General features: G+C 67.9%; 13 protein-coding genes. 3 read left to right on the top strand and 10 right to left on the bottom strand.

What is annotated here, in order from left to right; all coding sequences use genetic code 11:
• The first annotated feature begins 126 nt into the window (after positions 1–126).
• Positions 127–459: a hypothetical protein gene (locus AC1RJ9_RS26940; RefSeq protein ID WP_492841627.1), complete on the top strand. Its 333-nt coding sequence runs from the start codon at positions 127–129 to the stop codon at positions 457–459.
• Positions 460–1,557: 1,098 nt separating this feature from the next.
• Here AC1RJ9_RS26940 and AC1RJ9_RS26935 read toward each other — a convergent pair.
• The 8 genes from AC1RJ9_RS26935 to AC1RJ9_RS26900 form a co-directional block, all read right to left on the bottom strand.
• On the bottom strand, positions 1,558–1,680 hold the full coding sequence (locus AC1RJ9_RS26935; protein WP_492841625.1) for a hypothetical protein: 123 nt from the start codon (positions 1,678–1,680) through the stop codon (positions 1,558–1,560).
• Positions 1,681–1,836: 156 nt separating this feature from the next.
• Positions 1,837–2,943, bottom strand: a complete 1,107-nt coding sequence (locus tag AC1RJ9_RS26930) for a PfkB family carbohydrate kinase (protein WP_492841623.1) — start codon at positions 2,941–2,943, stop codon at positions 1,837–1,839.
• Positions 2,944–3,618, bottom strand: coding sequence for a bifunctional 4-hydroxy-2-oxoglutarate aldolase/2-dehydro-3-deoxy-phosphogluconate aldolase (locus tag AC1RJ9_RS26925; RefSeq protein ID WP_492841622.1), 675 nt, complete (start codon positions 3,616–3,618; stop codon positions 2,944–2,946). It lies immediately after the preceding gene.
• Between the two features lie 656 nt (positions 3,619–4,274).
• Positions 4,275–7,004 (bottom strand): phosphoenolpyruvate carboxylase, encoded by a 2,730-nt coding sequence (gene ppc / locus AC1RJ9_RS26920; RefSeq protein ID WP_492841621.1) that lies wholly within the window; start codon positions 7,002–7,004, stop codon positions 4,275–4,277.
• 183 nt (positions 7,005–7,187) lie between these two features.
• Positions 7,188–7,958 carry a 2-dehydro-3-deoxy-D-gluconate 5-dehydrogenase KduD gene (gene kduD / locus AC1RJ9_RS26915; protein WP_492841620.1) on the bottom strand — a complete coding sequence of 257 codons (771 nt, stop codon included), beginning with the start codon at positions 7,956–7,958 and terminating at the stop codon, positions 7,188–7,190.
• Positions 7,959–8,105: 147 nt separating this feature from the next.
• The gene (gene kduI, locus AC1RJ9_RS26910) at positions 8,106–8,948 is read right to left on the bottom strand and encodes a 5-dehydro-4-deoxy-D-glucuronate isomerase (RefSeq protein WP_492841619.1); all 843 of its coding nucleotides are present in this window, start codon (positions 8,946–8,948) and stop codon (positions 8,106–8,108) included.
• 24 nt (positions 8,949–8,972) lie between these two features.
• The gene (gene uxaC / locus AC1RJ9_RS26905) at positions 8,973–10,439 is read right to left on the bottom strand and encodes a glucuronate isomerase (RefSeq protein ID WP_492841618.1); all 1,467 of its coding nucleotides are present in this window, start codon (positions 10,437–10,439) and stop codon (positions 8,973–8,975) included.
• A 117-nt stretch (positions 10,440–10,556) separates the two neighbouring features.
• Positions 10,557–11,633, bottom strand: coding sequence for a LacI family DNA-binding transcriptional regulator (locus AC1RJ9_RS26900; protein ID WP_492841617.1), 1,077 nt, complete (start codon positions 11,631–11,633; stop codon positions 10,557–10,559).
• 162 nt (positions 11,634–11,795) lie between these two features.
• Between AC1RJ9_RS26900 and AC1RJ9_RS26895 the strand changes: the two genes are divergently transcribed.
• Together AC1RJ9_RS26895 and AC1RJ9_RS26890 are read left to right on the top strand one after the other, a co-directional pair.
• Entirely contained in the window at positions 11,796–13,304 is a 1,509-nt protein-coding gene (locus tag AC1RJ9_RS26895; RefSeq protein WP_492841616.1) for a UxaA family hydrolase, read from the top strand.
• A gap of 85 nt (positions 13,305–13,389) precedes the next feature.
• Positions 13,390–14,838 (top strand): mannitol dehydrogenase family protein, encoded by a 1,449-nt coding sequence (locus AC1RJ9_RS26890; RefSeq protein WP_492841615.1) that lies wholly within the window; start codon positions 13,390–13,392, stop codon positions 14,836–14,838.
• Position 14,839: 1 nt separating this feature from the next.
• On the opposite strand, the gene AC1RJ9_RS26885 is transcribed toward AC1RJ9_RS26890, so the two are convergent.
• Both AC1RJ9_RS26885 and AC1RJ9_RS26880 read right to left on the bottom strand, forming a co-directional pair.
• The gene (locus AC1RJ9_RS26885; protein WP_492841613.1) at positions 14,840–15,400 is read right to left on the bottom strand and encodes a sugar transferase; all 561 of its coding nucleotides are present in this window, start codon (positions 15,398–15,400) and stop codon (positions 14,840–14,842) included.
• A 6-nt stretch (positions 15,401–15,406) separates the two neighbouring features.
• Positions 15,407–18,088 carry a coiled-coil domain-containing protein gene (locus AC1RJ9_RS26880; RefSeq protein ID WP_492841611.1) on the bottom strand — a complete coding sequence of 894 codons (2,682 nt, stop codon included), beginning with the start codon at positions 18,086–18,088 and terminating at the stop codon, positions 15,407–15,409.
• Positions 18,089–18,206: the final 118 nt, after the last annotated feature.

Here is an 18,206-nt window from a genome sequence, read left to right as displayed (position 1 = left end):
ATTCATCGTCACGCGAAGCGCTTGCCCGGCCTTGTGTTCACCGGCTTGGAAGACGCGTTTCCACACGGCCTCGGTGGCTTGCGGACGTTGGCCTGTTAGATTGGCTGGCGATCGTTGGGGGTGCACATGACTGTAATGCAGTGGCTTTACGCGGTGGCGATCGCGATGGTCTTGGCCGCTCTGCTACAGCTTCTGGGAACGCGGTTCGCCAAACTGGTAAAAAGGCATTCGCCTGAGACCAAAATCGTGGTGATCGCGCGGTTCATCGCGTTCTTTATCTTCTTTCTGTATTCCGCCGCTCGGACCATGGCCCCAGGCCTTGATCGGCAAATCCCGCCAGCGGCATTCCTTTTCGGCTGGGTAATCGTCGGCGGCGTCGCGCTTCACCTGATTTCTGAAGCACAGAGCAGTAAGAAGGCCCCAGCCAGTTCTGAAGCAGACCCACCGACCGCCGGCTAAGGATGGAAGTCGGCCCTAGCACTGCTAAGCTCGACCGATGACCCACGGTTCTCCCCGCACATTCGTGATCGAAGACGAGCTTCACTGCGAAATCATCGGTGAGTTCGTAGCAAAGTCGGATGCCGTCGATATGCTGAAACGGTTGGCCCAGGCCCCCTGGGATGAGCAGCCTAACTGCGCGCCTTGCATGAGTTGGAAGACGTGCGGTCGCGAGTACGTTCTCATCGAGTACGACACCGCATCCGAACCCTGGGATGAACTTAGCCGAAGCGGCGCACTGAATATTTCGGCGGCCAAAGTCGAGTGGCTTCTACCTTCGACCTAACGTCCGCCTAGGGTCGGGAGCGGAAATTGGATCCGTCGCTCAAAGCGGACATCCCGCCTGTCGGGTCTGCCGGCGGCTCCCGGAACACCGCGGTTCCCGGCGCGCGAACACCCGTCGGAGCGCGGGGATTCATCCTTCTCCCCTTGCGGGAGAAGGTGGCCGCCGAAGGCGGTCGGATGAGGGGTCGCGCGAGGCTCAACAGCTTGCGCCGCAACGTTAATCGGAAACATCCATCAACCCCTCATCCGGCCCTTCGGGCCACCTTCTCCCGCAAGGGGAGAAGGGAAGGTCACGGGGATTGAAGCCGTCCCATCCCCGGCTCCGAAACCTGCCGTATCCTCTATCCACCTCGAAGCACTGGGGAGGGCGCGCGGCCAGCGACCTTCGCGGCTTCGGGGGGCGGTCGAGCGGGCGCGCTCGTCGGCGCGGGGGAAACTCCGCAACTGCATCCCTCTGGCGGCGGTCGGCCCTGGAACACAGAAACGACGTGGGATGTGGACCGACGGCGCGACGGGGGAGCTGAAAGGCTCCTGTCCGGGACCGGGCTTCGCGGTCCGGCCCGCCCGTCGGAGGCTTCAAGGGCGATCAGGCGCGAACAGCGTCGGCGCGCCACGCTTCCGGATAACGATCGCGCGGGGCGCTGCGCTTCGTCGAAACGGTATTTCTCCATCTGCTCCGGGCGAGGTCCCGGCGCCCCGCTGCCCTCCCCGTGCCCTCCGCCGCGCCGCGTCGGAGCGCATCGACCTGTCTGGAGAAGAGCCCATGCCGCGCCATCACAGCCCCATTCCGCCAGATACCGCCTGGCCGCCGGCCCGCAAGGCGCAGTTGCGACGGAACGTCTGGAAGAAGATGCGGAAGTTCCGCGCCTCGGCCGAATACGCGCGGATGGTCGCCAAGGAAAAAGCCCCCGGCCTTACGACCGGGGGCTCTGTAGATCTTGTCATCCCGGGCGAAGACCCGGGACCGCCAGAAACGCAGGCGCTTGCCGTGGTCCCGGCTCGGCGCGCTACGCCCCCGGCTCAAGGCCGGGGCGGGATGACCGTTTTAACGGACTAGCGGATGACCCGCGCGCCCTTGCCCTTCATCACGGCCTCGACCTCTTCCTTGCGCACCATCGAGGTGTCGCCCGGGGTGGTCATGGCCAGGGCGCCGTGGGCCGCGCCGTACTCGACAGCGGCCTGGGGGCCCTTGCCTTCCATGAAGCCGAACGCGAGACCGGACGCGAAGCCGTCGCCGCCGCCGACACGGTCATAGATCTCGAGGTTCTCGCGCATCATCGAGGCATAGAACTCACCGCCGGCGTACAGGATCGCCGACCAGTCGTTGACCGAGGCGGTCTTGGCGTTGCGCAGGGTGGTGGCGGCGACCTTGAAGTTCGGGAACTGCTTCACAGCGGTCTCGATCATCTTCTTGAAGTTGGCCGGGTCGATCGAGCTGATGTGCTCGTCCAGGCCCTCGACTTCAAAGCCCAGGCAGGCGGTGAAGTCTTCTTCGTTGCCGATCATCACGTCGACGTACTGGGCGATGTGACGGTTGACCTTCTGAGCGCCTTCCTTGCCGCCCTGCGACTTCCACAAGCTCGCGCGGTAGTTCAGGTCGTAGGAGATCACGGCGCCGTACTTGCGGGCGACTTCCACGGCTTCGATCACGGCTTCGGCCGTGTTCGAGGCCAGGGCCGCGAAGATGCCGCCGGTGTGGAACCAGCGCACGCCTTCCTCGCCGAACAGCTTTTCCCAGTTCACTTCACCGGGACGGATCTGCGAGGCGGCCGAGTGACCCCGGTCGCTGCAGCCCAGGGCCGGGCGAACGCCAAAGCCCTTTTCGGTGAAGTTCAGGCCGACGCGGGTGTTGCGGCCCAGGCCGTCGAAGTCGCGCCAGATGACGTGCGAGGTGTCGACGCCGCCCTGCATCATCAGATCCTCGACCAGCCAGCCCAGGTCGTTCACCGGCAGCGCCGTGACGGCGGTCGAGCGCTTGCCCCAGCACTTGCGGAAAGCGCGGGCGACGTTGTATTCGCCGCCGCCTTCCCAGACCTGGAACTGGCGGGCGTTGCGGACCCGGCCGAAGCCCGGGTCGAAGCGCAGCATCACTTCACCGAAGGACGCGCAGTCCCACTTGGTCTCCGAAGCCGGGCGGATGTTGAGGATATTGTCGGTCATTTAGGCCTTCCCACGAACCTTCTTGATCAGGTCAACAGTCTCGCGGACCTTCTTGGTGATGCCCGCGTAGTCCTTGGCGTCCAGCAGCTCTTGGGTGATCAGCTTGGAGCCCATGCCGGCGGCGACGATGCCCGCGCCGAACCACTTCTTGACCGAGGCCTCGTCCGGATCGACGCCGCCCGTCGGCATGATGCGGGTCCAGGGCATCGGGCCCAGCACCGCCTTGACGAAGTCCGGGCCGCCGACCGACGAGCCGGGGAACACCTTGACGATCTCGCAGCCCAGCTCTTCGGCGTACGAGATTTCCGAGGCCGAGCCGCAGCCCGGCGAATACGGGATCTTGCGGCGGTTGCAGACCTTGGCGACGTCGGCGTTCAGGATCGGGCCGACGACGAACTTGGCGCCGTTGGCGATGTAGATGCCGGCGGTCGGGGCGTCGACGATCGAGCCCACGCCCATGATCACGCGCGGATCGGCCTCGTGGAAGTAACGGGTCACTTCGTAGAAGACGTGGCTGGCGAAGTCGCCGCGGTTGGTGAACTCGATGCAGGGCGCGCCGCCGTCGGCGCAGGCCTGGATCACCGCCTTACAGACCTCGACGTCGGGGTGATAGAAAACCGGGATGACACCCTGGTCCATCAGGGCGGCCAGCACCGCCATACGGTCTTTTACCATCATAGACTCCTTCCCGAAGGATCGATCTTGCGCGGAGGGCCTTTTGGGCGGCCGCGCATGCAAGATTTCGCCGGAATTGGCTCAGGGCGATCCCTTAGACCGCGTTGCCGACGAGCGCCACACCGGGCTTGCCGTAACGTCAAACTAAGGGGTTTTGAAGCACGGTTTCACGACCGCTCGGCGGCGTTTTCCGCGCCTTGGATCTCTGGTCTCGCTTCCATCCCCGAACGTTTTTCCTTCGGCTCCCTCCCCCGCCCCGGACGCAAAAGTGAGGGCGCCGGTATGACCCGACGCCCCGGAAGTTTGCGCAGGAGCGAGCTCAAAGAGCCGCAAACGAGACGGACCGACCAAGACGCCGAACCGAACCGTGTTGATACCGGTGTCACGGAAATCCGGAAAAGTGGCCAGGCCACTTCGCCACCGGTGTCATGAGCAGATAACCAGAAACCGCCAGGGAGCGCAAGCGCCGTAAAGGCAGGAGGTGAGAAGGGGCAAATTGTTGAAAAGGAAAGCCTTTGCGGGCTTGGGAATCCCGCGTTTCGCCGCCCCACCTTCCCTTGTCATCCCGGACGGCCTGCAAGGCCGATCCGGGACCGCGGGAAACGCGGGCGCTTGCGGCGGTCCCGGCTTTCACCGGGATGACAGGGTAAAGGCGCTCACCCTGTATTGCGCAGGCCCGCCGCGATGCCGGCCACGGTCAGCTGGATGGCCAGGCGCAGCTCCTCGTCGGCCTCCCCCGCCCGGCGGCGCGACAGCAGCTCCAGCTGCAGGTGGTTCAGCGGATCCACCGAACGGCTGGCCAGGCTCACCGACTCGGCCAGGTCCGGCTGGTTGTCGAGCAGGGCCGAACCGCCGCGGATCGCCAGGGCGATGCGCGAGGCCGCGTCGTGCTCGCGCTGGATGGTCGCGAAGATGCGCGCGGCGTTTTCCTTGTCCGGCGACAGGGCCATGTACCGGGCGGCTATGCCCATGTGGCTCTGGGCCAGGGCCAGTTCCATGTTCGACAGGAGGGACGCGAAGAAGTCGAAACTTCCGGCCAGGTCGCGCAGTTGCTCGACCGACAGCTTGGCCCGCTCGACGCCCGAGGCGAAGCCGTACCAGCCCGGCAGCATGAACCGGGCCTGCGACCAGCTGAACACCCACGGGATGGCCCGCAGGTCCTCGATCTTGCGGCTGGCGGTGCGGCTGGCGGGACGGCTGCCGATGTTCAAGCCCACGATCTCGCTGATCGGCGTGACCGACCAGAAGAAGTCCTCGAACGCCGGATCGTCATACACCAGGGCGCGGAAGCCATGGAACGAGGCCTCGGCCAGGGCGGTCATGGCGGCCTCGACCTGGGGGTCGGGCTTGTGGACCGGGCGCTCGCTGGACATCAGCACGGCGGCGGCCAGGCCGTCGAGGTTGCGGCGGGCGGTGGGCTGGTCGCCGAAACGGCGGGCGATCATCTCGCCCTGCTCGGTCATGCGGATGCGGCCCTGGACGGTGCCGGCCGGCTGGGCCAGCACGGCCTCGGCGGCGGGACCACCGCCCCGTCCGACGCTGCCGCCGCGTCCGTGGAACAGCTGCAGACCGACGCCCATCCGGTCGGCCTCGAACGCCAGGGCCGAGGCGCCGCGAGCGACACCCCGGCGGCTGGCCACGTACCCGCCGTCCTTGTTGCTGTCGGAGTAGCCGAGCATGATCTCCTGCACCGGCCGGTCGCCCAGGATCGTCCGGCTCAGCGGCAGTTCCAGCCACTGGCGCAGCACGGCCGGGCCGTTCTCCAGGTCGCCGATGGTCTCGAACAGCGGCGCGACCTTGACCGAGGCGCGCGGCGCGGCCCCGCCCCAGACCAGGCCGACCTGCTTGAGCAGAACGAGCGGTTCGAGGATGTCGGACAGGGTCGCCGACTTCGAAATGATGTACGCCCCGAGGCAGCCATGGCCGTAGTCGCGCACCGCCTGGGCGGCGGCCCGCATGGTGGCCAGCTCCTTGGTCGTCTCCTCGCCATAGGCGGTGAACGGCGAGACCAGGGGGCGCTGGTGCGACAGCTCCTCGATCAGGACCTTGCAGCGGGCATCCTCGTCGAGCTTGAGATAGGACACGCCCGTGCCGGCCCGCTGGAACAGCTCGTCGAGCGTCCGTTCGTGAACGTCGGCGTTCTGGCGCAGATCCAGGCTCATCAGATGGAAGCCGCAGGCCTTGGCCACCTCGACCAGGGTGCGCAGAGCCGAGCCGACCAGCCGCTCGCCGCCGTTGCGCTCAAGGCTGTCGATGATCACGGTCAGGTCGGCGACGAAGGCATCGGGATGACCATAAGCCTCGACGTCGGTCGCGCCGGTGGCGTAGGCGACCGGGGCGCCGGTCAGCTTCTGCGACACGGCCGTCAGGCGGTCGAAGATCAGCTCCAGGGCCAGACGGTAAGGCTCGTCCAGACGGTGGATCGACGGGTCGCGGGTCTGGGCCGCCAGGGCCAGCAGCTCGTTCGAGACCGGCGTATAGGCGGTCGAGACGGCCAGGTTGGACCACAGCTTGCGCACCTCGCCGGCGTACCAGTCGAGGATCACGCGGGACTGGCTGGCGAAGGCCAGCTTCAGGGTCTCGCCATTGACGCCGGGATGGCCGTCGCGGTCGCCGCCCAGCCACGAGCCCATCTTCAGCAGCGGCGCCATATGGCCGTGCGAACCGATCTTGGCCGTCCAGTCGCCATAGAGCTCGATCATCGCCGGCAGGATCGAGGTGCGGACGATCGACAGGGCGTTGCGGATCTCGTCCTTCACGGTGATCCGCTCGGGACGATAGAGGCGGGTGCGCCACATCAGGGCGATCTCGCGGAACAGGCCCTCGCGGATCTCGGCGTCCAGGTCCGCCGGCAGGTGGTGACGGCGCAGGGCCATCAGGCGCGAGATCTCGGTCTCGCGGTCGACCATGCTGCGGCGACGCACCTCGGTCGGGTGGGCGGTCAGCACCGGCACCACGTTCATGGCCGCGAAGACCCTGGCCAGCTCGGCGTCGGTCTTGCCGCGCCCCTTCAGGCGCTTCACGGCGTCGACCAGGGTGCGCGGCCGCTCGTCGCCCGGCTGGGCGTCGGCCTCGGCGTGACGACGGCGGCCGGCGACGTCCTCGCCGATATTGGCCAGCAGCGAGTGACTGGCGAAGGCGCGGGCCAGGAACACGGCCTGATCGTTGGTGAGATCGGCGAACAGATGGTCGAGGACGGGCGCGTCGCTGGTATCCTCGTCCTCGCCAGAGGCGGCCTTGCGCGCCTTGGCCACCAGAGCGGCGGCCTCCTCGCCCTCGAGATAGGTGATCGCCTCGATCAGGAGATCGTTCAGCAGGTTGGCGTTCTGGCGGACGTGACGGCTGGTGGGACGGTCGACGTCGATCGACAGGGCCGGATTGCGCATGCGCGAACTCCAGGATCGGCCGGAGCCGTTCGGGACGGGAATGGATCACGAGAAAGCGTCGACGACGCGGGATCGATCCCAGGCGCTGACGTTACGGCGCCCTCTAGCGCGCTTCACCGGGCGGGAAAACCCGCCCGGCACAATGGTTGCGCTACCATCGCATTTTTGCGTGGTTTTCTTTCGTCAGCGCGCCAGCCAGCCGCCATCCACGGGCAAGGTAATGCCCTGAACGTAGTCGGCGGCCGACGAGGCCAGGAAGACGGCGGCGCCGCCGATATCTTCCGGGCGGCCCCAGCGCCCGGCCGGGATGCGGGCCAGGATCGAGGCGTTGCGGTCGGCGTCGGCGCGCAGGGCCTCGGTATTGTTGGTGTCGAAATAGCCGGGGGCGATGGCGTTGACGTTGATGCCTTTGGCCGCCCACTCGTTGGCCAGGATCTTGGTCAGGCCGGCCAGGCCCGACTTGGCGGCCGTATAGGACGGCACGCGGATGCCGCCCTGGAACGAGAGCAGGGACGCGATATTGATCACCTTCGCGGTCACACCGTTCACGGGCCCCTGCTTCAGCGCCTGCTTGGCGAAGGCCTGGGTCAGGAAGAAGACGACCTTCAGGTTGGTGTCCATCACCGCGTCCCAGTCGGCTTCCGAGAACTCGATCGAGTCGGCGCGACGGATGATGCCGGCGTTGTTGACCAGGATGTCGACCTTGCCGAACGCGGCCACGGTCTCGTCGACCACGCGCTGGACGGGTTCGGTCGAGCCGAAGTCGGCCTTGATCGACAGGAACTTGCGGCCCAGGGCCTCGACGGCCTTCCGAGTGTCGGTCGGCGCGCTGCGGCCCGCGGCGGCGATGTCCGCGCCGGCGGCGGCCAGGGCGATGGCGATCCCCTGCCCGATCCCGGTGTTGGCGCCGGTGACGAGCGCGACCTTGCCTTCGAGGCTGAACGGATTGGCCATGGTGCGAAGCTTCCCTTGAAGATTGTCATCCCGGACGACCCGAAGGGTCGATCCGGGACCACCACAAGCGCAAACGCGTTGGGCGGTCCCGGGCCTACGCTACGCTTCGCCCGGGATGACAAGCGAAAGGCGCGGTGGCTTTCGCCCCTACTTCAGCTGGCAGATGTCCAGCACGTTCATGTCGGTGTAGTCGAGGTTCTCGCCGCCCATCGCCCAGATGAAGGTGTAGTTGGCGGTGCCCGAGCCCATGTGGATCGACCACGGCGGACTCATCACGGCTTCCTCGTTGGCGATCACGATGTGACGCATCTCATCCGGCTCGCCCATGTAGTGGAAGACCCGGTCGTTCTCGCCCAGGCCGAAGTAGAAATAGGCTTCCGAACGACGGTCGTGCAGGTGGGGCGGCATGGTGTTCCAGACGCTGCCCGGCTTCAGCACGGTCATGCCCAGCAGCAGCTGAGCCGACTTGCAGGTGGTCGGCACGATGTACTGGTAGATGGTGCGCTCGTTGCTGGTCTCCAGCGCGCCGCGCTCCAGGGCGACGGCGTCGGCGAAGGCCAGCTTCTTGGTCTCGAACGCGGCGTGGGCCGGCAGGCTGACCAGGTAGAAGCGCGCGGCTTCACCGTTCAGGCCCTCGAAGGTCACGTCCTTGGCGCCCATGGTGACGTACAGGCCGTCACGCGGAACGATCTCGTAGGCGACGCCGTCGACGGTGATCTTGCCGGTGGTCTCGCCGACATTGATCACGCCCAGCTCGCGGCGCTCCAGGAACGGGTGGCCGGCGGCCGAGGCGGGCTCGGTCTGGTCGGGCAGCTTGATCGCCGTGGTGGCCACGACGCCGCCGACGACGAAGCGTTCGGCGTGGTTGTAGGTCAGAACGATCTGGCCGTCCTGGAACAGGTCCTGCATCAGGTAGCGGTCGCGCAGGTCGTCGTTGCTGACCGCGAACATCATGTCCGGATGGGTGGCGTGATAGGTCTTGGCGAACATCGGGAAGTCTCCGGAAGGGTGTTCTTATTCGGCGGCGACGGCCAGCGCCGCGACGGGACGGGCCCAGTCGGGACGCCGATCCAGCTTGTAGGCCTTCTTGGGCAGGTTGTACGTCAGGTCGACGATCAGCGCCTCGGCCTCGACCAGATCCATCCGGTGCTCGGCGACCATGCGGGCCAGGAAGGCGCTATCGACGCGGCGGGCCACGTCGTGGCGGGCCGGGATCGACAGGAAGGCGCGGGTATCATCGTTGAAGCCGACGGTGTTGTAGAAGCCGGCGGTCTCGGTGACCTGCTCGCGGAAGCGCATCATGCCTTCCGGGCTGTCGTGGAACCACCAGGACGGACCCAGCTTCAGCACCGGATAGTGCCCGGCCAGCGGGGCCAGTTCGCGGCTGTAGACGGTCTCGTCCAGGGTGAACAGGATCACCGACAGGCGCGGGTCGTTGCCCAGGCGGCCCAGCAGCGGCTTCAGCGCCGAGACGTACTCGGTGCGCATCGGGATGTCGGCGCCCTTGTCGCGACCGTGCGAGGCCAGCAGGCCCGTATTGTGGTTGCGGTGCGAGCCCGGGTGGATCTGCATGACCAGCCCGTCGTCCAGGCTCATCTTGGCCATCTCGGTCAGCATCTGGGCGCGGAACAGCTCGGCCTTCTCGGGCGTGACGTCGCCCTTCACCAGGCTTTGGAACAACGCCTCGGCCTCGACGTCCGAGAGGTCGGCGGTGGCCGCCGTCGGGTGGCCGTGGTCGGACGAGGTGGCGCCGGCTTCGATGAAGGCCTGGCGGCGCAGGCGGTGCGCCTCCAGGTAGCTCTTCCAGCTGTAGACGTCCTGGCCCGAGGTCTCGGCGAAACGCTCGAAGGCCCGCGGCGAACGCTCGTCCTCGAAGTCGATGACCGCGTCGGGGCGATAGGCGGTGATGACGTGACCGCCCCACCCGCTCTCGCGGATGGCCGCGTGATGCTTCAGGCTCTCGTGCGGGCCCTCGGTGGTGGCCAGGGTCTCGATGTTGAAGCGATCAAACAGGGCGCGCGGACGGAAGGCGTCCGTGGCCAGGGCTTCGTTGATACGGTCGAAATAGTCGTCGGCGTTCGAGGTCTCGAGGAACTCGGTGAAGCCGAACACCTTGGAGAACACGTGGTTCAGCCAGATCCACGACGGCGTGCCGCGGAAGAGGTGGAAGTTGCTGGCGAACAGCTTCCAGGCCGCGCGCGGGTCGGTGTCCGGAACGCCAGCCTTCGAACGCACCTTCAGGTCGTCCAGGCTGATCCCCTGGCTGTAGAGCATCCGGTACAGATAGTGGTCCGGCGCCAGCAGCAGGTCGGTGGCGTCCTGGAAGGGCTCGTTCGTGGCGAACCACGAGGGATCGGTGTGCCCGTGCGGGCTGATGATCGGCAGGTCCTTGACCAGCGAATAAAGGCCGCGCGCGTAAGAGCGCGTCGCCGGGTCCGCCGGAAACAGACGATCCTCATGAAAATTCAGCGGCCTGGGCATTTTTCGCTTCCTCTTCCCAACGTCTGGACGGCCTCGCGGCGGGCTGTCGTGACGCGCTTGGTAACCGGTGTCACGACGCGTTGCAAGAAAGGAGGCAGGCGTCGCTACGGGTTGTCCTCAGGACTTCGGCGGCGCGGCCGAGGACTCCCGCAGGACAAGATATGGGATTGTGCTGGCGGGATCACGCGCTTCGCGACTTTCCCGTCCGATGAGCTTTTCGGCGGCGATACGGCCCACCTCGCGCGTCGGGATGTGGATCGTGGTCAGCGGCGGCCAGACGGCCTGGGCGATCTGGAAGTCGTCGAAGCCGACGACGGTCAGATCCTCGGGAACCCTCAGCCCCGCGCGCCGCGCCGCCTGCAGCGCGCCGGCGGCCATTTCGTCGTTGCCGCAGAAGATGGCGGTGGGGCGCGGCTTCATGGCCAGCAGAGCCTCGCCGCAGGCCAGGCCGGACTCGAAGGTATAGGCGCCCTGGACGACATAGTCGGGCTTCAACTCTACCCCGGCCTTCCGAAGCGCGTCCTCCAGCCCGCCCCTGCGTTCGTGCGAGGACCGGAAGTTGGGCAGGCCGCTGATGAAGCCGATCAGCGTGTGACCCAGGTCGACCAGGTGCTGACCCATCACCTCCCCGCCCAGACGGTCGTGGCCGACGATCATGTGCTCGGGCTTGTCCAACTCGACCGAGGCGATGCGGATGTACGCGCAGCCGATCTCGTTCAGCAGCTTGGCGACACGTTCGTCCTCGGACACCGACGGCGGCAGCACGACGCCGAACAGCTTCTGGCGCTCCACGAAGGCGCGGATGTCCGTCAGGAAAGTCGGGCTGGCGCGGTTGCAGGGGTGGACGACCAGCTCGAAGCCCGAGCCGCGCATGCCGTCCAGCAGCCCCAGCTGCATGTTGACGACGTACTGCGGGTTGGGGTTGTCGTAGATCATGCCGATCAGGAACGAGCGGCGGAACGCCAGGCCCCGGGCCTGCGGATCGGGCGCATAGCCCCACTCGGCGATCACCGCCTCGATGCGCTCGCGGGTCTCGTCGCGGACGAAGGGAGACTGGTTGATGACGCGGGAAACGGTCTTCTTGGACACCCCGGCAAGCCGGGCGATGTCGTTGATCGTGGCCCGCTTGCGGCCGCCCTCGACGCTGCTCTCTGGATCTTCCGGGGACGAGGAAGGCGTCTTCGAAGAGTTCACGGCGTTTCCAAGCAGCTTTAAGCGTTGTCTTTTGTCATACTCTAGCCGCGCGGGCGTCGCCAACCTAGGACGAAACCTCCGCTTTTGGGGTGACTGACACCGGTTACCATGTCACTAGGCAGTGAAATTGACGACACGAAACTCGGCGGCGAAGACGAACCCATGACCGATACGACCCTGGCGCCTCACGAATCGATCCACCCCGTCGACCCGCGCGACCACGTGGCCACCGCCCTGCGCGACCTCGTGGCTGGCGAGGTCTTGGACCTGCACGGCCAGGCGATCACCGTCCGCGCCGACATCCCCAAGGGTCACAAGATCGCCATTCGCTGTGCCAGCGCTGGCGCCGACGTCCTGAAGTACGGCTGGCCGATCGGCCGGGCCACGGTCGACATCGCGATCGGCGACCATGTCCACGTCCACAATGTCGAGACTCGCCTGCAAGGCGTCGAGGGCTACAGCTTCGCCCCGACCGCGCCGGAGCCGCACGTCGAGCCCGCCCCTCGCACCTTCGACGGTTATCGCCGCAAGAACGGCCGGGCCGGCACCCGCAACGAGATCTGGGTGCTGTGCACCGTCGGCTGCGTGGCCAACACCGCCCGCCGCATCGCCGAAAAGGCCAATGCCCGCTTCGCCGGCCGCGTCGACGGAATCTACGCCTTCCCCCACCCGTTCGGCTGCTCGCAGCTGGGCGACGACCTGACCCACACTCGCAGCCTGATCTCGGGCCTGGCCGCCCACCCCAACGCCGGCGGCGTGCTGATCCTGGGCCTGGGCTGCGAGAACAACCAGCTGCAGACCCTGCTTGAGAGCGCGCCGGACCTCGACCGCGACCGCCTGCGCAGCTTCACGACCCAGATGGTCGAGGACGAACTGGAGGACGGCCTCGCCGCCGTCGAGGCCCTGGTCGCGATCGCCGAGCAGGACAGGCGCGAGCCGATGCCGGTCTCCGAACTGGTCGTCGGCCTGAAGTGCGGCGGCTCGGACGGCTTCTCTGGCGTCACCGCCAACCCGCTGGTCGGCCGCATCGCCGACAAGGTCGCCGACGCGGGCGGCACGCCGGTGCTGACAGAGATTCCGGAGGTCTTCGGAGCCGAGAACGTGCTGCTGCAGCGCGCCGCCAGTCGCGAGATCTTCGACCAGGCCGTCGGCGTGATCGACGACTTCAAGCGCTACTTCATCGACAACAACCAGCCAATCTACGAGAACCCCTCGCCCGGCAACATCGCCGGCGGCATCACCACGCTCGAGGAAAAGTCCCTGGGCGCGGTGCAGAAGGGTGGCCGGGCCCAGTTGGTCGAGGTGCTGCGCTACGGCGAGCGCGTCGGCCCGCACGGCCTGACCCTGCTGGAGGCCCCCGGCAACGACGCGGTCTCGTCGACGGCCCTGACCGCCGCTGGCGCGACGGTCATCCTGTTCACCACCGGCCGCGGAACGCCGCTGGGCTTCCCGGCCCCGACCCTGAAGATCGCCTCCAATTCGGGCCTCGCCCAGCGTAAACCCGGTTGGATAGACTTCGACGCCGGCCAGGTGCTGGAAGGCGTGTCGATGGACAACGCGGCCGACCGGCTGATGGACCTCGTGGTCGACACCGCCTCGGGCAAGGCCACCAAGGCCGAACTCAACGGAGAACGCGAGATCGCCATCTGGAAGTCCGGCGTGACTCTTTAAAAATGGTCAGGCCAATTGCCGGCGTTGTCAGACTACCGCATTTAGACGATCGACCCTTCCGCTACGAAACTCCAGGCGTGCTCCCTTGACGGCTTCTCCCACGACCTCCCCCGCCCTGCGTCTGAGCGCGACCAGCTATCCCGGCGCGATCCCCGGCACGACCCTGCCGACCTATGACCGCGACAAGGTGCAGGTCGGGGTCGTCCACTTCGGCCCGGGCGCCTTCCATCGCGCCCACCAGGCCTTCTATTTCGATCAGCTGTTGGCTACCGATCCGCGCTGGGGCATCTGCGCCGTCTCGTTGAAGAGCCCGGGCGTCCGAGACGCCCTGCAGCCGCAAGACGGGCTCTACACCCTGGCCCAGCTGGACGCCGAAACCACGTTCCGCATCGTCGGCTCCATCGTCGAGGTGCTGGTCGCGCCCGAGGATCCGCCGTCGGTCTTCGCCCGCCTGGCCGCACCGACCACCCGCATGGTCACCCTGACCGTGACCGAAAAGGGCTACACCCTGTCGGCCGAGGGCGGACTGGATGAGAAGCATCCGGACATCGTTCACGACCTGGCCCATCCGCGCGAGCCGAAGAGCGCCGTCGGCTATATCGTCGAGGGCCTGCGCCGCCGGTTCGCGGCGGGCCTGTCGCCCTACGCCGTCGTGGCCTGCGACAACCTCGCCGACAACGGCTGGCGCCTGAAAGCGGCCGTGGTCGCCTTCGCCGACAAGATCGACGCCGACCTCGCCGCCTGGATCGAGGCCGAGGGTAGCTTCCCGCGCACCATGGTCGACAGCATCACGCCCGCCACCGACGACGCCCTGCGGGCGCGGGTCCAGACCGCCACGGGCCTGGAGGACGCCTGGCCGATCCAGCGCGAGGCCTTCACCCAGTGGGTCGTCGAGGACGTGCTCCCGGACGATGCGCCGGACCTGGCCAGCGTCGGCGTCATCCTGACCGACGACGTCCGTGGCTTCGAACGCGCCAAGCTGCGCCTGTTGAATGGGGTCCACTCGACCCTGGCCTATGCCGGCATCCTGCGCGGCCACGAGACGGTGTTCGAGGCGGTCAGCGATCCGGTGCTGGAAGCCCTGGCCCGCGACCTGATGGCCAAGGACATCATCCCAACTCTGACCGCGCCGCGCGGCCTGGATCTGGCCGACTACGCCGAAGCCATCCTGGCCCGCTTCCGCAATCCCGAGATCCGCCACTACCTGGCGCAGATCGCCTGGGACGGTTCGGCCAAGCTGCCCTTCCGCATCCTCGGCACGTTGACGGAAACCCTGGAGGCCGGCCGCTCGATCGAGCGCCTGGCGATCCCGCTGGCGGCCTGGATGCGCTTCATCGCCCTGCGCGCCAAGACCGGCGAGGCGATCACCGACCCGCTGGCTGACAAGCTGACCGAGATTGGCGTAGGCGTCACCGGCGACGCCAAGACCGACGTGGCGGCTTTCCTGGCTCTGGACACCGTCTTCCCGGCGGCGCTGACCAGAAACCCCACTTTCGTGGCGGCGATCGAGAAGGCCTATACGGACCTCACCTGAACTAGCGGGTCACGCCCTTGGCGGTCAGCACCGGCACGACGGTGCTGACCATGATCTCCAGGTCGAACAGGAATGAGCGCCGAGCCAGGTACTCTGCGTCGAGCGCCACCTTGTCCGGAATGGCCAGTTCGTCGCGGCCGTTGATCTGCGCCCAGCCCGTGACGCCAGGCCGCAGGACATCGACGCCGGCGGCCTGGCGGGCGGCGATCAGGTCGTCCTGATTGAACAGCGCCGGGCGCGGCCCCACCAGGCTCATGTGGCCGACTAGCACGCTCCAAAGCTGCGGCAGCTCGTCCAGGCTGAGCTTGCGCATCACCGGCCCCAGCGGCGTCAGCCAGCGGTCGGGGTCCTCCAGCAGGTGCGTGGCGACCTCGGGGGTGTCGATCCGCATGGTCCGGAACTTGGGCATCGGAAACAGCGCCGAGCCCCTGCCCACCCGCCGCGACCAGTAGAGCCCCGGTCCCGGCGAGGTCAGGCGCACCAGCAGCCACAGCATGGCGAGCGGCAGGGCCAGCAAGATCAGGCCGACCGCCGCCGCCACGAAATCAAAGGCGCGCTTCACTAGACCCTAGCCGAGATCGCCGCTGGCCGCGTCGAGCAGAAGGTAGGCCCGGCCGGCGTCCGACGACAGCAGAGCCGCCAGCAGGAAGCCCTCGCGGTCCTGGCCCGCCGCCTCTTCGATCATGCCAGCGTAGCGCTTCAGGAAACGCTCCGTATTGGCCTTCAACGTCGAGTCGGAGAACAGACGGCGGACCAGGCGGCGGATGGCGGCCGGCGCCAGGCGCTTGACCACCTCGCGAGCCCCGCCGTCGTCACGCGTCTGCAGGGCGGCGGCGATCTCGTCTATCCGGCCGCGCGGCAGAAGGGCGTGCGGGTCGATGCCCATGGCCGTGATCTCGGCCGCCAGCTTCTCGCCCAGACCGGCGTCGCCCGGCGAGCTGTTCTCGATGCCGGCCAGCAGGTTGCGCCAGCTCCAGCCGCCCTCGCCGTCAGGATCGGACGCTGGCTGGGGAGGCGTCTGTTTGCGGGCCGAGGCCTGCTCGAACACCGAGCGGAATTCCTGGTCGGTGGCCGTCGGCGTCAGGCGCAGCCGGCGACGGTCGGTCGGCGGCTCCTCGTCCTCGTCGTCGAACACGGCCATCGGCAGCGGCTCGGGCTGGACCGGAGGCGGCGGCGGGGCGCCGGCGCGCGTCCGGCTCGGCGGCGCCTGCGCCGAGGTCGAGCGGGCGGCCACGGTCGAGGCGCTGGACGCGGTGATGGCCCCCGCCGCTTCGCTCAGCATCTCGTAGTTGCGACGGACGCGCTCCTGGAAGGCCTGATCGATCGCGGCCGTCTCCTCGGCGGTGCGACGGACGGCGTTCATCAACTGCTCAACGCCCTGCTCGATGGACACCCGGACCTCGACGGCTTTCTGCAGCGCCTCGGCCGGCAGGTCGGCGGTGCGCTTGCCGATCTCGGCCAGCATCGCCTCCAGCTCGTCCAGCGTGCCGCGGGCGGCCTGGACCGAGTCGGCCAGCTTCTGCGAGGTGCGCGCCCCGGCCTGCTCGACCATCTGGGCCGAGTGCTCGATGATGTCGCGCGCTTCTTCCATGCGGGACTCGAACACCGCGTCGGCCTTCTGACCGGCGGCGAAGGCGATCTCGTTCAGCTGGTCGACACGGCTGCGGGCGGCCTCGACGCGGGCCTCCACGCCCTCTGCCGCCTTCAACGCCGACTCGGCCATAGCCTCCATGGCCGCCTTCAACTCATCCTCGAGCAAGGTGCGCTGGTTCTCGGCGACATCGCCGATGGTTTCGAGCGTCTTCTTGGCGTTGTCAGCCAGGGCCTCGCGCTGGCTGGTGGCGCCCTCGGCCAGTTCGCGGAACTGATCGGCGGCCGCGCTGATCAGGCCGCGCAGGATCTCCGCGCCCATCGCGGCGGCGTCCGACAGTTCGGTGGCGCCGACACGGGTATAGGCGACGAACTCGGTGAGCTGAGCGGTGCGGGTCTCGGCCTCGGAGGCGAAGTCCTCCTGGTCCGAGCGCAGGGCCTGGCTGATCTCGACGAGCGCGGCGCGCTGGGCGGCAAGGCTCTTCTCGACCGACGAGACCTGGTCGCCGACCCCATGACCGGCGGTCTCCAGCCGGGCGATCTGGCGCGACAGGTCCTCGGCCCCGACCCGGGCGGCGTCCGACGCTTCGGCGGCGGCGGCGGCCAGGTCGGCGGCGCGGGCCGCCAGGGCGGCTTCGGCCTCGCGCAGCTGGGTCTCGGCCAGGTCGGAGGCCTCGGCCACCATGCGGGCTTGGCTGCCGATCGCGTCGACCACCGCCGTGGAGCGGGCGTCCAGCGACTGCGACAGGGTCTCCATGGCCGTGCGCTCGTGACCCAGGCCCTGGGCCAACTGCTTGGCCATCTTGGCGGACTCGGCGGCGGCCTCGGCCAGACGCCCGGTCTCCTCGGCCAGGGCCTGGCGCAGCGAGACGATGTGCTCGCGCGCCCGCTGGGCGGCGGTGGATGCGTCATCCACGCCCTGGCGCAGGGCGTCGACCGCGCTGGACGCGCCCAAGGCCGCCAGGGCGGCCGGAGTCACGATGCGGTCGGTCAGTGTGCGGGTGCGACGCAGTTCATCGGCGATGCCGGTCGCTTGGCGCAGCAGATAGGCGCCTAGCAGGGTCAGCAGCGCCGGACCGAGGGCCAGACCGGCGAACACCGTCAGGGCGAAGCCCTCGACCTTGAAGGCCGGCACGCCGCGGGCATAGCCCAGGGCGAAGGCGATCGGAGCCAGGGCCCACAGGAAGGCGATGGCGGTGGCCAGGGTCCAGAACAGAACGCCAGACATGCGGCGCGGAACGTCCTCGGTCCGTAGCGGCACGGTCGCTTCGGGTCCCCGCAGGTCCAGGGTCGGCTCGCGGCTCTCGGCCTTGGCAGGCGCGGCGTGTTCGGGCTCGACCACCGGGGCTGGCGGCTGGGCGGTGGCGGCCAGCGAGGTGGCCAGTTTCAGCTCGGGTTCGGAAAAGCTCTCGACCGGCTCGGGATCGGGCTCCCGGCGCCGACGCGAGCGCACGGTCATCGGCGGCGGAACGGCCAAGTCATCGTTCAGCGTGTCCTGCAAGCTCAGGGGTTCGGCGGTCGGAACGTCCGCCTCCGGCCCGGCGAACGACGTCGCCCCAGGAACCTCCGGAGGGAGTTCAGGCGTGGTCTTGGTTTCCTCGGGAGGGGCATCCGTCGGCGTAGCGGAAAAATCGAGCGGTTGGCGCTTCTTAGGCTTCATACACAGCCAGGGTCCCAAGGCGTCGGCGAGGGGCGCAAGAGACAACCTTCGCGCGCCGGACCCCTCCTTCGCGTGTCACATGAACCTAACGGCGAAAAGCCTTGGCGAAAAGCGACTT

The sequence above is a fragment of the Caulobacter sp. GW822-FHT07D08 genome, assembly GCF_058798735.1.
Note: the sequence above shows the minus strand (reverse complement) of the source record. Positions and strands in the feature narration are given on the sequence as shown.